The following is a 15,154-nucleotide window of genomic DNA, read 5'->3' as shown; positions in this document are numbered from 1 at the left end:
GTAAAGATCTTGCGATAATCTCCAAATTTATCGGCGGTTGCGTATACTGAAAAAGCTCACTTGATAATGAGCCGCATTGATCCTCATTAGTCACTCCAGTCAGTAACTACTATATAAGGGGTCTTTATGGACAGAAATGATGAAGTTATTCAGACTCACCCGCTTGTAGGCTGGGATATCAGCACTGTAGATGTATACGACGCTATGATGATACGTCTTCATTACCTGTCTTCCATGGATCAACCGCCAGAAGATGCGCTGGTTGATAGAACGCTCTGGTTAACCACCGATGTTGCACGCCAATTAATAAATATCTTAGAAGCAGGCATTGCTAAAATTGAGTCATCGGAATATCAAGATCTCGATCACCGTAAACATTAATTTTTTTCCACCAGAAAACGAGTTTAATGTTCGCCAAAAAAGGCACGAGTGAATATCACTTAGTGCCTTTTTATTAACCATTCCCACCCCCTATGGCTAACAGCGCTTTTTCTCCTCTCGGTCCCGTGCTATTACTATCGTTTTAATTTTTATCAGCACTGTTGCTACCTTTAATTTAAATCGTTCGGGTTATTGCCGCGATAAATACACATTGCTAGCACAAACCCTATTGAAAAAGCCAGGTGGCGATATTCCCCGGGATGCAAAATATGGATTATGATCTAATTGTCATTGGTAGCGGTTCGGTCGGCTCTGCCGCAGGTTACTATGCGTCACAAGCCGGTTTAAACGTACTGATGATTGACAGTGCCATGCCGCCTCATCAAGCAGGCAGTCACCATGGTGATACACGGATCATTCGCCATGCCTATGGCGAAGGTGAGAAATATGTTCCCTTAGTTTTGCGTGCCCAAACATTATGGGACCAGTTATCAGCTCAAACAGGTGAATCATTATTTCAGGCCAGTGGCGTGCTTAATCTTGGGCCAGATGACTCTATTTTCCTGCAAAATGCGCAGCACAGCGCTCAACAATATAACTTGCCGGTTGAAACCTTAAACGCGGCCCAGATCCGTGAAAAGTGGCCAGTATTTACCGTACCGGATAATTATATTGGAGTGTTCGAACCGCAATCAGGTTATCTACGTTCTGAATTGGCGATTAAAACGCTGATTAAAGCCGTCACAGAAGCAGGCTGCGGTATTTTATTCAATTGTCCGGTTACTGCTATCGAACCGCTGGATGGTGGTGTAGATGTCGTGACTATAGACGGTACCTACAGTGCTAAGAAAGTGATTGTCACCGCCGGAACCTGGATCAAAGAGCTGTTACCCGAATTACCGGTGACCGCCATACGTAAAGTGTTTTCATGGCACCATGCCGATGGCCGCTATAGCGAAGGGAATCATTTCCCGGCATTCACCGTCGAGACACCGGATAATATCCATTATTACGGCTTCCCCTCGCAAAATGACGAGTTAAAACTAGGCAAACATAATGGTGGTCAGCCTATTGAAACGGCGGCACAACGTAAGCCCTTTGGCAGTTATGCCGAGGATGGAACCGAAGTATTTGGCTTTTTACGTAACTTCTTACCGGGAGTGGGTGTCTGTCTGCACGGCGCGGCATGCAGTTATGACATGAGCCCGGATGAAGATTTTATCATCGATACATTACCCGATAACAAAAATATCATGGTGGTAACAGGCTTAAGTGGCCATGGATTTAAGTTTGCAACTGCATTGGGGGAAGTCGCTGCGCTCTTCGCACAAGATAAATCCTCACCTATTGATATTTCAGCCTTTTCGCTATCCCGCTTCGCCAAACCGTAATGCGGTAACCTGCGAGTTCAGCACTTGATTGTTACCGATGACTGTTTCTTTTTATTTCAGTCATCGGTATATCTCACTCTCATTTTCACTTCATTATTAATATAAAACGCCGCAAATTTAATAATTAGCAGAGTCTTATATTCGTAAAAGCCGCTAAAAACAATCGTGAATCCCGAATTGACGTTTTAGGCATCAGGGGATTACTTTATCCTTGTATGCGGCCAGGTATGGTTGCTGTTAGACAAGGATGTATGCCACATGAAAATATTAATTATCGATGAATGTTTTTATACCCGATCAGGGGTAAATACTTATTTAAATAACGCTTCATATCTCGATTTAATGGATGTTCCTACGGTGGAACAGGCTACATTAGCTGTTCATGAGTTTGATCCTGAGGTCATTATTGTTAACCTTACCCAATATTGTCGCTATGGTGGACATTGCCCGTTATTAGCACAATTTTTGAGTTGTTGCCTGCGGGCTAAAGTTTATATTTATCTGGATGCGTCATATCCGTTTAGTGAAACGCCGATACCCCTGACAGATTCTGTCTCTATTTTGGCTAAAAGACGCTTACCGGCGTTGTTACAAAGACTATCGGACTTTTCAAGTGAGGGTATCGGTAAGCCATATCCCCCCTGTCCAGCATCCCTATTCAGTCCACAAGAGCATAAAGTCATGTGCTACTGGATGATGGAGATGCCCAATTACCGCATTGCCAGGAAGTTAAATATTAGTGACAGTACAGTTTATTCGCATAAACGGCATATTACCGAAAAAATAAAAGTCAGAAACCGTTTGGAATTATGCTTTATTTACAATGTGTTTAAATATTTATACTAAGGCGTTGGTGTATAGAGAGTCGCAATAAAGGGAGCATTCCCTTTCAGTAAATTTTCTGTATATATGATTTTTGTTCTTAACAAATAATGTAACCGGATTAATATAGTGAGTTATCGCTTACAGTTAAAGAATCGGTTACATTTCACTTAATATCACCAATACATATCAATCTTTTCCATTCGCACCACAATGCCCATATTATCCCAAGAAATGATTTATTTTATCATGCTGTAACTCAGGAATTTAGCCTGCCAGCTTATTGTTTATAAAAGTAAAAATCCTTATAATGGACGATGATTCTAGCCTCAGGCACCCTGCATGTTAAATAAATTGCTATCGATGGTTATCAATAATGTACGGGAACATCTACTGCTCTATATCTGTTTGTGGCTGATTCTGTTAGCTCTGGATATTTATTTCTTTTTCTATTAACGCGTTTTCTCTACCTCTTCTGGCCGGGCCACCAGATAGCTTCCCACCTGTGGCCCAGCAATAAATACGATATCCGCAGTTTGCACTACTCTACCTTGGCCGGTTTGCCATCACTCAATAACACGGCGATTTTATAACCGGCTGGTGTTAACTCTAATACTATTTTGGCAATAATGGTTAATGGAACGGAAAGCAGCATACCAATCGGCCCGAGTAGCCACCCCCAAAAAATCAAGGATAAGAACACCACCAAGGTTGATAGACCCAAACCACGCCCCATCATCCGTGGATCAATAATATTGCCACCAATCAGGTTAATCAAAATATACCCGCAGGTAACGGCAAAAGCATCAGCAAAACCATTAAACAACAGTGCCTGAACGATGGGTGGGATAGCCGCCAATACGGAGCCGATATTAGGAATGTAATTGAGGACGAAAGCCAGTAGCCCCCAAAGGAAAGCGAATCTGACCCCCATCGCTGCCAGGAATAACCAAATAACAATCCCCGTCGCAATGCTAATAACCGTCTTGATCACCAGATAATGAGTGACACCATTTAGTGCACGCTTGAGAATCGCATTCCCTTGCTCTGGGTTATCAAACATCAACTGCATTTTATAAGGCAGTCGTTCCACTTCAAACAACATAAAGACCACCGTCATCAGCAGTAAGAACATACTAGCCATGGCACCAGAAAGGTGGCTCAGGAGACGGGTCACAAAGTTCATCGCGGTGCTAGGATCGACATGCTTCATAATGTCATCCACCGAGAACTCAATATTAAAGCGCATTGCAAACTCTTGCAGGTCGCGCATTTTTTCCAGCATCATGCCACGATATTGCGGCAACGAGCGGGCAAACTCATTTAATGAAGAACCCAGGCGGCTAAAGAGCAATGCCATGAGTAAAATAATAATGCTAACCAATAAGACAATAGCTAAGGTGCGGGGAATTCTTATTTTCTCCAACAGTTTCACTAAAGGGTTTAATACGATAGCAAGAAATATAGCCAACAAGAATGGAACCACGATCGGCGATGACGCTTTAATTCCCGCCATAATCACTACCAGCATAGCCAGCATCGTGACTAACCGTAGCCCTTGGCTACTCACTCCAGGTATTGTCATTATCAATCCTTGTATTGGAATCGCCATTGCTCTAAAAATGGCATAAAAAAGACGCTATCGAATAAAATAACCGACAACGTCTAACTTTAATAGTACATCCAGTAGGTTAACCCTACGACTATTTTTTATCTGTGCTCTTTTCTGGCATCGGAATGTGCATGGTAGTTTGCAACAATCCCTTCGATTTATTAAAAATCTTGATGCCGTTTTCGCGCCCAGCACGGCGGGACCGTTGCTCTTCCTGCGGCAACTTCAGCTCTTCCTGACAGATATCACTACAGCAACCAGCAAACTTTGCCGCACAGGTCGGACACTGAATAAATAGTAAGTGGCAGCCATCATTCTTACAGTTGGTATGCGTGTCGCAAGGTGTACCGCACTGATGGCAGTGGGCTATCACATCATCAGAGATCCGCTCCCCCATCCGCTCATCAAAAACAAAGTTTTTACCGATAAATTTCAGCGGCAACCCCTGTTCTTTTGCTTTACGGGCATATTCGATAATACCGCCCTCAACGTGATAAACATTTTTGAAGCCATTGTGCAGCATATAGGCGCTGGCTTTTTCACAGCGAATCCCGCCAGTGCAATACATAACAATATTTTTCTCTTTGTCATGTTGCAGCATATCAACCGCCATTGGCAATTGCTCACGGAAAGTATCAGAAGGGACTTCAATAGCATTTTCGAAATGGCCCACTTCGTACTCATAGTGATTGCGCATATCAACAAACAAAGTATCGGGATCATCAATCATCTGATTGACCTGATCGGCCTTCAGATAATGTCCTATATTACTGGGATCGAAACTCTCGTCATCAATACCGTCCGCCACAATGCGTTCGCGAACTTTCATGCGCAGCACCCAGAATGACTTCCCATCATCTTCATGAGCCACATTCAGCCGCACCTGATCCAGCGCAGGATGTGCGGCAAACAACGCGGTTTTGAACTCATCATAACGATTAGCGGGCACACTGATTTGTGCATTGATCCCCTCTTTAGCCACATAAACCCGACCAAACACGCCGAGTTTAACAAATTGACTATAGAGGTCGTCACGGAAGGTTTTGGCATCTTCCAGAGTGAAATATTTATAAAAAGAAACTGTGGTGCGCGGTTCGGTTTCAGCCAACATGCGCGCTTTAAGTTCCTCATTAGAAATTCGGTTATGTAACACTGGCATGGTGTACGTTCCTGTCTTTCGAAGAGGTTACTGATAAAAATTTAATTACTGATCAATGCGTTAGGTAATTCATTAGACAGCTAATCACGTTAATTCATTGCACAATAGAACTGATGTTTCACCACGGGCAGCCCGTGCGGCGCATATAATACCTGAAACATTACTGCGTAACATCTTTAGCGGTAATCACTATCAGTAAAAGCGGAAAGAACGATCCCAGTGAGTAAGGCAACTCCGGCAGCAATCAGCAAAGAGAGGGTTTGCCAGTAAGCCCCCATATAACCCAATATGCCACCGACGACCAATAAACCCGCACTGAGTCTTGCTACTGCCATCGACGGCTCTCCGATAAGAATGAATGAAACTCATTTATACATCGGAAATATCATAACGCAGAAATAAAAATCCCTCTTCAATTGAGAGGGATTTAAGTCAAAATTGATAGCCTGTTAGCTAATCACTTCCAATTTGGCGGGTAGCCCTTGCCGGACCGCGGCACCACTGACCCAATCCAGCCAGGTATTGGGGACTTCTCGCGTTGGATCAGTAAACCCCAAGTCATTCAGATTGCTCCCCTGACCAATACGCGGGTCTGACGCCATGATAACACCATCCAACGAATGTGTTCTGGCACCCATCTCGCGATGTCCATAACCATGTTCAATAGCAACCACACCAGGCATAACACCATCCAATAAACTTACCTGTACCTCCATCTGACCACCGGGGGTCATCAGGCGCACACTGTCACCGTGCTGTATCCCGTAGCGCTGAGCATCGGTTGGATTAATCGCCACCAAATTGGTGGGTTTGACCGCGCGTAAACGCTCAATCATCGCAGTAGAACTGCTCATGAGATGAGACTTGAAGGACATCAAGCGCAAAGGCCAGTCAGTTGCCGGATAATGGGTAAAGACATCGGAACCGTCTGCCAGACGAGGTGGATACCAAGTCGGACAGCCGCTATAACGCTCGCCGGTAATCGCATGGTGATGTTGCGCGACATTTTCGTTCCAGATTTGCAGTGGCTTTTTCCACTGCGGCCCGGTGGCATCGCCATTCCAACTTTTCTCATAAGGCGCAAAACGCCCACCACGCGCCAACAGGTAAGCCACTCGGCGCTGCTCATCAATATGCAGACTGCGTTGTAAGTCGGGCCATAAGCGATCGACGCCGGTTAATTTCAGTTCTTCATCAGAGGCTGGTGGCAGTGGTTTTTCACCGCCATAAGCAATATTGGCCGCGGCCCGTAAATAGTAATCCTCGGCCCGCTCCAGCGGCAAATTGTTTCCCTGGCTGTCCTGCATCGCATTGGCACCGAACCCCGGTAATTGCAATGCCTTGGCCACTGCAATCAGGAAGCTCTCCATGGCCATCGGCTCGCCTTGAGCCGTGCGAGCAGTACGTGATGTCACCACAGGCCAGCGGGCCGTGCTGGCTTTTACCAGTACCCCGGCCCAGGGCGCACTGAATCCCCAACTCTCAAAATTATGGGTATCCGGTACGATATAATCAGCCAATGCGGTGGTTTCATTCATAAAAGCATCAATGGCAATAAACAGCGGCAATTGACGTGGATCTTGTAGTTTCGCCTCAATCAAGTTACGCAGCCCCGCGACCCCGTACAGCGGATTAGTCATATGGCTAATCCATGCCTTAAGCGGATAGGGATAACCCGCCAATGCCGGTGCCAATTGTTCGGTCAATTGCCCACCGACAAAGGGATACCATGGGCCACGGGCCGGATAGCCAGGCTGACCCTGCTGAATCTTTTGCTGATACTCTTGCGATTGTTCATAGGGCTGCTTGCTGCGCGATAGCGGTAAGCCTTTTGGTTTTATCATTCCAGCAAAAGTGGCTAACTGATAGCGAGGACCATCAGCAAAACCATCAAACTTGCCACCCCCAACCGAAACCCCACCCTTAAGATTCAAGTTACCAATCAGGGCATTGAGCATCATGACCGCCCAAGTGGTATAAAAACCGTTACCCCCCATCATGCCACCATGGGAGATAACCGCCGCCTGACGCTGGTAAGCAGTAAACTCTTTCGCCAAACCAACCATCGTTTCTGCTGGGACGCCGCATTGCTGACTGTATTCTGCCAGAGTAAAACGCTCTGCCGCTTGCCGCAAACACGCCATACCTGATTGCACCTGCACAATTTGACCATCATGTAAGGTGACTTCGCGCGTGACGAACAATTGAGCGTGTAATGCTAGTGCAGCAGGCTGCAATGTACCGTCAGCCACTTGCACTAATACCGGACTCTCTTCAGCTTCGGCCACTGACTCACCACTTAGCTGGCTGGCACGTAGGAACTGGCCTGCCAAGGGATGGGTTTCAGTGGTTATCACCAGATGGCTGGCATTGGTCCAGCTGCGCTCACCCGCCGCTTGCATGGCGACCTCACCGGGAGCGGACAAATAAGTGTGGTTAAAACGATTCTGTTCGATAATCCAACCAATCATCCCCATTGCCAGTGCCGCATCCGTCCCCGGCAACACGGGAACCCAGCGGTTATGCTGATTAGCCAATGTGGTTGTCAGTGGCAACGCGGGGGAGACCACCACATAATTGAAATCATCACGCTGGCGAGCATTGGCTAGCTGACGCCCTTGCCGCTTAAATGGGTTGCCAGATTGTGCGGGCGACGTCCCCAAAAATAGGGCAAAACGGACGTTATCCCAATCTGGCTTAACATGGGCATTTTTATCTAAATCCCCCATCAACGCACCTGAACCGGCACGATACGCCAAACCACAATATGCCCCGTGGCTACCGAGATTTTTAGTGCCGAACGCTTGATGAGCAAAGCGTCGGATAAAAGCATCGCGCCCATCATCACCGGCATTAGTCACCAGTAACTGATTGGCTTTCGGCCCCAATGAGGGCTGCTGAGTATCAATGGGGGTAATCAGGTCACGGATAGCCCGCAACCCTTCAACCGGCCCCTCGCCAAAGAGATCACCGCCTTCGGTCACTTCCGCCACCAATTGCTCAAAGCTGATACGCTGCCATTTGCCACTGCCCCGTGGCCCGGCGCGCTTCATTGGCTCGGTAATACGATAAGGGCTATCGACCCCCTCTAATAGCGTCGCGCCGCGCGCGCAGGCCGTTGAACGCCCGGCCATGCCTGACTCTCCACCTAAACGTTGCAGCGCTTCACTTAGTGGTAACTGATACGGAAAATGGTGGTCATGAGACAACGGATGATAAGGGTTACCGGCGATGCGCAGGATTTTATTGTGCTGGGTATCGACTCGCACCCGTAAGCCACACAAGGTCCAACAACCAAAACATTGTGTCATTGAAACCGCTTGTTGCGGATTGGCCTGCCACTGCTGCCCAATACGTCCTTCTGGTGCTAATGCGTTGGCACTAACAGGATCGAGTGTAAGCTTTCCGGCACTACCATCAATCAGGCCAGCCAATGTTTTGCGTGCCACAGCATGATAACTGGCAGCAAATGCAACCACTCCGCCCAAGGCTAAACTGCCTTTTAACCATTGACGCCGTGTAGACTTAGCCATGATGCATTTCTCCTTCCACTGTTTTCTCGCCTGAAACTGTTTTTTCACTTGAGACTATTTTTTCACTTGAGACTATTTTTTCACTTGAGAATTGTTGTTCAAGCCATCTGACACCTTCACGGCTAGCAATAATCACCGCTATCCATAATCCGCATGTACCCACCACGGCCAGCAATCCTTCACTCCCCAGCGGCAACGAATAGGGATTGGTTAACACATTGTATTTAGGCAACGTTTGAGTGTGCATCAGCAATAGCCAACGTACCGACCAACACAACGTCAGGGCTGCCAGTGCCTGAGCCACTACCATCCCGCTTGATAAGGTTTTTTTCCTGTTGAACAGCGCCATTGCCAAAAGCAATAGCCACAGCACCACAGGAAATGCTGCCAGAGTCTGGGCATGCATAGCCCAGTAGCGCAGAGCTTGTGCCGAGGCATTATCACCACTGGCCCACAGCACAGTAACCAACGCCAGCATCATTAAATTGATGAGTTGCCAGCGCACCAATGACACCTGATAGTGCGGCTCACGCCATAGCCAGGTAGCCAGTAAAGGCGGGATCGCCTGCCAGGCCGTCAGGAAGATAAACAGTGGCAACCATAAACTAAACCACAGGGGTTGGGCGCGCAGGATTGACACCTCGCGGCCGGTATAGAGCAAAATAGTGATAGCAGAAAACGCACAGAGTCCGGCTAATCCTGTCAATAATCGCGCTAATGGTTTTGCCCGCAATCGGCTGTAGGTCAGCGCCAGAAAATAGGACAACACCAGCAGGGTAAACAAGGGTAAGAAAAGAGATCCCCATGACATCCACGACCACGGCGTAAAGTGGGCATAGAAGTGCCAGACGCGGGCCGGTTGATGTAGGTCCGCATTGAGCGCCAATGGCGCAACCACCACCGCAGTCGCCGCCAACATCAGTGCAGCAAACTCCAATGGATTCTGCTGATGGCGAGAGAACATCCGTTGCCAGCAGGCAAACAACACGCCACTACAAGCCAGTCCGATGAAAAAGAAATACTGCACCGCCCAAGGCAACCAGGCGATATCTTGTGGGCGGGCTAAAATTTCACGGATCATGGGTGTACCTCCTGCCAGAGCGCGGGTTGGCCCTGCAATGGTCGGGTAAAAATGTCATTTAGCCCGAGGTAAAACACTTGAGGGTGAGTGCCTTGCTCCGGTTTCAGCACTTTGATGTCAGCGGCATGTTGCAGCAGCATTTGGCGCAATATACTGTTGCCATCGCGTAAATCACCGATAATCCGCGCCCCGCCGACACAAGACTCCACACAAGCAGGCAGCAATCCAACATCCAGACGATGAACACAAAAAGTACACTTGTCCGCAGTTTGGGTACTGTGATTGATAAAACGAGCTTCATACGGGCAAGCCTGAACACAGTATGCACAACCAACACAACGGGTATTATCGACAACCACAATGCCATCCTGGCGCTGATAAGTGGCCTGTACCGGGCAGACTGGCACGCAAGGCGGGTTATCGCAGTGGTTACACAGGCGGGGTAGCAATACATTGGTGACACTTTCTGCCCCAGACAGGGCAATTTGATACTGATTAACTGTGGTACGGAACTGGCCTTGTGGCAGTTGGTTTTCAATCGCGCAACTGACAGTACATGCCTGGCAACCAATACAGCGGCGCAAATCAATCAACATGGCGTAGCGCCGTTTGATATCACCTTGTTTGCGTGCCGGTTCCATCCGCCAGCCCGCATCCGCCAATGGCACCAATGCTGCGCCAGCAGTTAACACCCCGAGCCGCTGTAGAAATGCTCTTTTTCCTTGATCCATTTTTCTTCTCATCTGCTTAATAACAATGCTCTTAATTCAAGGATTGTAGAAATCGACGAGCAGAAGCCCTATTGTGGTTTTCCACATTCCCTTTAAGGACTTGATCCAGGACAATTGCGCACTGCGACGGGGATCATAAAAAGGAACATGCATGAGTTTCAGAGGGCTGGTGATAGTGCTGTTTTGGTGGTTTTCAACCGCCCATGCCAATGATTGGACCATTGGCGTGCTGGCATTACGCGGTGATGCTCAGGCGCTAGCACATTGGCAACCGTTGGCCGATCGCCTTAATCAGCACTTGCCTGGGCAGCACTTTCAGTTATTAGCCTTGGATTTAAATGCGATGAAAAGTGCGGTGCAGCAGAACCGAGTTGATTTTCTGCTGACCAATCCGGCGCAATATGTGCAAATTGATAACCACTATCCTCTGCGTTGGTTGGTCTCTTTGCGTTCCAGTCATGAGCCAGACAGCACCAGCCGCAATGTGATCGGTAGTGTTATTCTGGTACGCGCGGACAGTGATATCCATAATCCCCAAGGGTTGATTGGCAAACGCGTTGGTGCCGTCTCTCCCGATGCCTTTGGCGGTTACTTATTAGGATACAAAGTGCTACGCGATGCGGGGCTACAACCAGAACGGGATTTTCAATTGCATTTTTCTGGCTTCCCGGTGGATGCGTTAATTTATCTGCTGCGTGATCGCGCTATCTCCGCGGCTATTGTGCCTACCTGCCTGCTGGAAGATATGCAGGCAGAAGGATTAGCGCATACTGCTGACTTTAAGCCGCTATTGGCGAAGAAAACCGCCATTCCATGCCTGAGCAGCAGCGAGTTATACCCGAATTGGTCGTTTGCCGCGTTATCACAGGTACCGGATGAATTAGCCGATAATGTTACGCGGATTTTGCTCAGCCCCGATGGTGACAAAACACCACAATGGGGTGCGCCCTCCTCCACCAGTCAGGTCGAAAGTTTATTACGTTCAATTAATCAACATCCCCAACAGCCGCAATTCTGGCAACAAACTCTTGATTGGGCGCAACAGCATCGGCTGTTGATCGTCGCCATCGCGGTGATTCTGTTATTGCTCGCGGCCAATCATATCTGGGTGGCGTTTCTGGTGCGTCGCCGCAGCCAGCAATTGGAGCAACTTCACCAGCAACTTAGGGCTAGGGAAAGTGCGTTGGAACAAGCTCAGCGCCTGAGTATTCTCGGTGAGATGGCCGCGGGATTTGCTCATGAACTAAATCAGCCGCTCAGCGCTATTCAGCATTACGCCGATGGTTGCGCTATTCGCCTGCAACGGGAACAGGCTGATCACTCATTACTGCCCATTTTGAATCAAATCAGCCATCAGGCCCAACGCGGGGCTGATACCATTGCTAACTTACGGCTGTGGGCAGGAAAACAGCCTGCCACGAACAGCTCTGCCACCTGCCAGCCATTGCCTGCCTTGGTTAATCACCTCTGGCAGTTACTGGCAGCCACCAATCCCGCGCCGTGTTGCACGTTGCACACTGATATCGAAGCATCATTAGCGCTGCATTTACCGCCCACGCTGCTCGATCAGGTCTTGTGTAATCTGATCACTAACAGTTTGCAGGCCGGTGCCCACCAGTTATGGTTCAGTGCTTATCAGCAAGCCGATGTGGCAATATTAATTTTGCAAGATGATGCCGGTGGCCTGACGGCCGAACAGCTCAACCAACCTTTTACCCCATTTCGTTCCACCAAAAGTGANGGCCTCGGTCTCGGTCTGGTCATTTGCCAGCGATTGATCTGTCGCCAGGGCGGAAATCTGGCACTACTTAACCACCTGGCCGCCAATGATAAGATTGGACTACGCGTTACCCTGACACTGCCACTTAACCCAAGCAAGGAGCTTACTCTTGTCACTGATTCATCTACTTGATGACGATATTGCCGTCACCGACGCTTGCCGTTTTTTGCTGGAAAGCCTGGGTTACAAAGTGAAGGTATGGCATGACGGTGAGTGTTTCCTGGCCCAGGCTGATTTATATCAATCTGGTGTATTACTGCTCGATATTCGTATGCCGCTGCTAGATGGTACGCAAGTCTATAACCAGATGCGCCAGCGAGACAGCACGCTGGCCGTCATATTCCTTACCGCCCATGGAGAAGTGCCGCAGGCGGTTGAGCAGATGAAACTGGGGGCGGTTGATTTCTTACAAAAACCAGTCGCGACAGCGCCGCTGATTACCGCCTTACAGCAGGGCTTGCAGCACACAGAGCAGTTGACGGCCCGCCGACAGGTACAACTGCGTTATGCCTCGCTGACGCCACGGGAACAGATGATTGCGCAATGGGTTATGCAGGGTTTGATTAATCGGGATATCGCCGACAAAGCTTGTGTGTCTGTCAGAACCGTAGAAGTGCATCGGGCTAAAGTAATGGAAAAGATGGCGGTTAGCAGTCTGGCTGAGTTAGTCAGCTTACTGAATCCGTTCAAATAGCCAAATTCAATCATGGTTATTTAACCATCAGATAGGTGATTTAATCGGCGGAAACTTCAACCAAAAGGCATAAAAATGGCTTTTTGGTGCGGTCTGTTTTCCTGTAAGCCACTAAAAATGTCACAATAGTCTACCTTAAATGACAGATGAATACGTTGGTATGGATGACCGGCAACTGCCTATTGAGGTTCGTTAAAGAACCACATGTCCGCTATCAAGAGTAAATAGTTAACTGTCCGACTGAATTACAATAACGCAGAGAACAGATATGCAAGTTCCTTCTTTTGAACGCTCACTGCTACACCCTCGTTATTGGCTGACCTGGCTTGGCCTTGGTATCCTCTATCTATTGGTGTTGCTCCCCTACCCGGTTATCTATGTCCTGGGTACCTCCCTTGGCCGCTTTTCTATGCGTTTTCTCAAACGGCGTAAACGGATAACACAGCGTAATCTCGAGTTGTGCTTTCCTGATATGCCACAGGCTGAACGCGATGAACTGCTGGTTAAGAACTTTGAATCGGTGGGGATGGGGTTATTTGAAACGGGCATGGCTTGGTTTTGGCCGAACTGGCGCATTGAGCGCTGGTGTAGCGTTAGTGGTCTAGAGCACATTCAACAAGCGCGAGAGGAAGGCAAAGGGATTTTATTGATCGGCTTGCATTTTCTTACGCTGGAACTGGGTGCCCGCATCTTCGGAATCTACAATCCGGGCATCGGTGTCTATCGCCCGCATGATAATAAAGCCATGGACTGGATGCAGACTTGGGGCCGGATGCGTTCAAATAAAGCCATGTTAGACCGCAAAGATCTGAAAGGAATGATCCGCAGCCTAAAACAAGGCGAAATTATCTGGTATGCGCCGGATCACGATTACGGTCCGCGCAGCAGCGTATTTGTGCCCTTGTTCGCTGTCGATCAAGCGGCAACCACCACTGGGACTTACCTGCTGGTGCGTATGGGTAAACCGGCAATTATTCCTTTCACGCCGCGTCGTTTACCTAATGGCAAAGGTTATCAACTGCTGTTGCAACCCGCGGTAGAGAACTTCCCGGTAGATAATGAAGTGGCGGCGGCCGCGTTTATGAATAAAGTGGTCGAAAAAGAGATTGCCCAAGCCACCGACCAATATATGTGGCTACACCGGCGTTTTAAGACCCGGCCAGAAGGCGCGCCTTCATTGTATGAATAGCATGACTTATTCAGAAATAGAATATTGCTAATGGTAATGAGAATTAGTTTATATCAATTTTTTTGATACACTTCGTCAGATTTATCCGCTAGGCAAATAAGATTTATCTGACGATACTGAGAGTAATTAATCCTAGTTATTATCCGGTTATTTTCTTTTTTAATAAGGATATATATGCTCGCAACACTTAATCTCTGGTTCACTCGATTAACAGACCATCCTAACGGCGGCAAACTACTATTACGCCTAACGTTCGGTGTCTTGATGTTATTTCATGGTGTAGCCAAAATTCAGCATGGCACCAGCTGGATAGCCGCGTCTTTACAGGCGCAAGGCATCCCCAGTTTTGTCGCCTATGGCGTTTACATCGGCGAAATTGTCACCCCGATCCTGATTATTCTTGGTCTGTTTACCCGCCCTGCGGCGTTCGTTTACGCCGTTAACCTGTTGGTTGCAGTATTAATGGTCGGTACGGGGAAATTCTTTACCCTGACCCAAGTCGGTGCCTGGGGTTTGGAAAACGAAGCTATGTATTTCCTCGGTGGTGTCGCTATCATGCTACTGGGTAGTGGCCGTTATTCCGTGACTAAAAATGAAGCTTACCGCTAATCACTGGCGCTAAATAACGAATATCATACTAACCACTGCGCCTTTGGCGGGGTGGTTTTTCCTATTTTCTCTGCCAGCTGTAACATCATGCTAATGCCACAACTCCTGTGTTATTACCAAATAGAATAAGCATATCCATCCATGTCAAACCACCTTTCCATTTTATAAAAAC

14 protein-coding genes are annotated in these 15,154 nt (G+C 48.0%); 8 read left to right on the top strand and 6 right to left on the bottom strand.

Translation table 11 applies throughout. The features are described 5' to 3' along the window. Positions 1-126 precede the first annotated feature (126 nt). The 4 genes from bssS to V1952_RS14320 all read left to right on the top strand — a co-directional run bounded on the left by bssS (position 127) and on the right by V1952_RS14320 (position 3,050). Positions 127-381, top strand: a complete 255-nt coding sequence (bssS, locus tag V1952_RS14335) for a biofilm formation regulator BssS (protein ID WP_032813201.1) — start codon at positions 127-129, stop codon at positions 379-381. Between the two features lie 269 nt (positions 382-650). Next, complete coding sequence (gene solA, locus V1952_RS14330; RefSeq protein ID WP_420074966.1) at positions 651-1,772, top strand: N-methyl-L-tryptophan oxidase; 1,122 nt, start codon at positions 651-653, stop codon at positions 1,770-1,772. A 258-nt stretch (positions 1,773-2,030) separates the two neighbouring features. Continuing rightward, entirely contained in the window at positions 2,031-2,618 is a 588-nt protein-coding gene (locus tag V1952_RS14325) for a response regulator transcription factor (RefSeq protein ID WP_420074965.1), read from the top strand. A gap of 318 nt (positions 2,619-2,936) precedes the next feature. Further along, the gene (locus V1952_RS14320; protein WP_005183270.1) at positions 2,937-3,050 is read left to right on the top strand and encodes a DUF2770 family protein; all 114 of its coding nucleotides are present in this window, start codon (positions 2,937-2,939) and stop codon (positions 3,048-3,050) included. Between the two features lie 85 nt (positions 3,051-3,135). Here the strand turns inward: V1952_RS14320 and V1952_RS14315 are convergent, their stop codons facing one another. From V1952_RS14315 to ttrB, 6 genes are all read right to left on the bottom strand, one after another. After that, positions 3,136-4,179, bottom strand: coding sequence for an AI-2E family transporter (locus V1952_RS14315; protein ID WP_420074964.1), 1,044 nt, complete (start codon positions 4,177-4,179; stop codon positions 3,136-3,138). Between the two features lie 118 nt (positions 4,180-4,297). Then, positions 4,298-5,365 carry a rhodanese-related sulfurtransferase gene (locus V1952_RS14310; RefSeq protein WP_372559283.1) on the bottom strand — a complete coding sequence of 356 codons (1,068 nt, stop codon included), beginning with the start codon at positions 5,363-5,365 and terminating at the stop codon, positions 4,298-4,300. A gap of 176 nt (positions 5,366-5,541) precedes the next feature. Next, entirely contained in the window at positions 5,542-5,700 is a 159-nt protein-coding gene (locus V1952_RS14305) for a hypothetical protein (protein WP_372559284.1), read from the bottom strand. 114 nt (positions 5,701-5,814) lie between these two features. After that, the gene (gene ttrA / locus V1952_RS14300) at positions 5,815-8,898 is read right to left on the bottom strand and encodes a tetrathionate reductase subunit TtrA (RefSeq protein WP_420074963.1); all 3,084 of its coding nucleotides are present in this window, start codon (positions 8,896-8,898) and stop codon (positions 5,815-5,817) included. After that, positions 8,891-9,979 carry a tetrathionate reductase subunit TtrC gene (gene ttrC, locus V1952_RS14295; RefSeq protein ID WP_372559286.1) on the bottom strand — a complete coding sequence of 363 codons (1,089 nt, stop codon included), beginning with the start codon at positions 9,977-9,979 and terminating at the stop codon, positions 8,891-8,893. The genes ttrA and ttrC overlap by 8 nt, the downstream gene beginning before the upstream one ends. After that, positions 9,976-10,710, bottom strand: coding sequence for a tetrathionate reductase subunit TtrB (gene ttrB, locus V1952_RS14290; protein ID WP_372559287.1), 735 nt, complete (start codon positions 10,708-10,710; stop codon positions 9,976-9,978). The genes ttrC and ttrB overlap by 4 nt, the downstream gene beginning before the upstream one ends. Positions 10,711-10,861: 151 nt before the next feature. Between ttrB and ttrS the strand changes: the two genes are divergently transcribed. The 4 genes from ttrS to V1952_RS14270 all read left to right on the top strand — a co-directional run bounded on the left by ttrS (position 10,862) and on the right by V1952_RS14270 (position 14,982). Further along, on the top strand, positions 10,862-12,622 hold the full coding sequence (gene ttrS, locus V1952_RS14285) for a tetrathionate respiration histidine kinase TtrS (protein ID WP_420074962.1): 1,761 nt from the start codon (positions 10,862-10,864) through the stop codon (positions 12,620-12,622). After that, positions 12,600-13,184, top strand: a complete 585-nt coding sequence (gene ttrR, locus V1952_RS14280) for a tetrathionate respiration response regulator TtrR (protein ID WP_420071096.1) — start codon at positions 12,600-12,602, stop codon at positions 13,182-13,184. Before ttrS ends, ttrR begins: the two co-directional genes overlap by 23 nt. 268 nt (positions 13,185-13,452) lie before the next feature. Continuing rightward, complete coding sequence (locus V1952_RS14275; RefSeq protein ID WP_420074961.1) at positions 13,453-14,373, top strand: Kdo(2)-lipid IV(A) acyltransferase; 921 nt, start codon at positions 13,453-13,455, stop codon at positions 14,371-14,373. A 174-nt stretch (positions 14,374-14,547) separates the two neighbouring features. Further along, positions 14,548-14,982 (top strand): DoxX family protein, encoded by a 435-nt coding sequence (locus V1952_RS14270; protein WP_083158503.1) that lies wholly within the window; start codon positions 14,548-14,550, stop codon positions 14,980-14,982. The last annotated feature ends 172 nt before the right edge of the window (positions 14,983-15,154 follow it).

The sequence above is a fragment of the Yersinia sp. 2542 StPb PI genome, from assembly GCF_048593855.1.
Lineage (GTDB): Bacteria > Pseudomonadota > Gammaproteobacteria > Enterobacterales > Enterobacteriaceae > Yersinia > Yersinia enterocolitica_E.
This window is presented reverse-complemented; position numbering and strand designations above follow the sequence as displayed.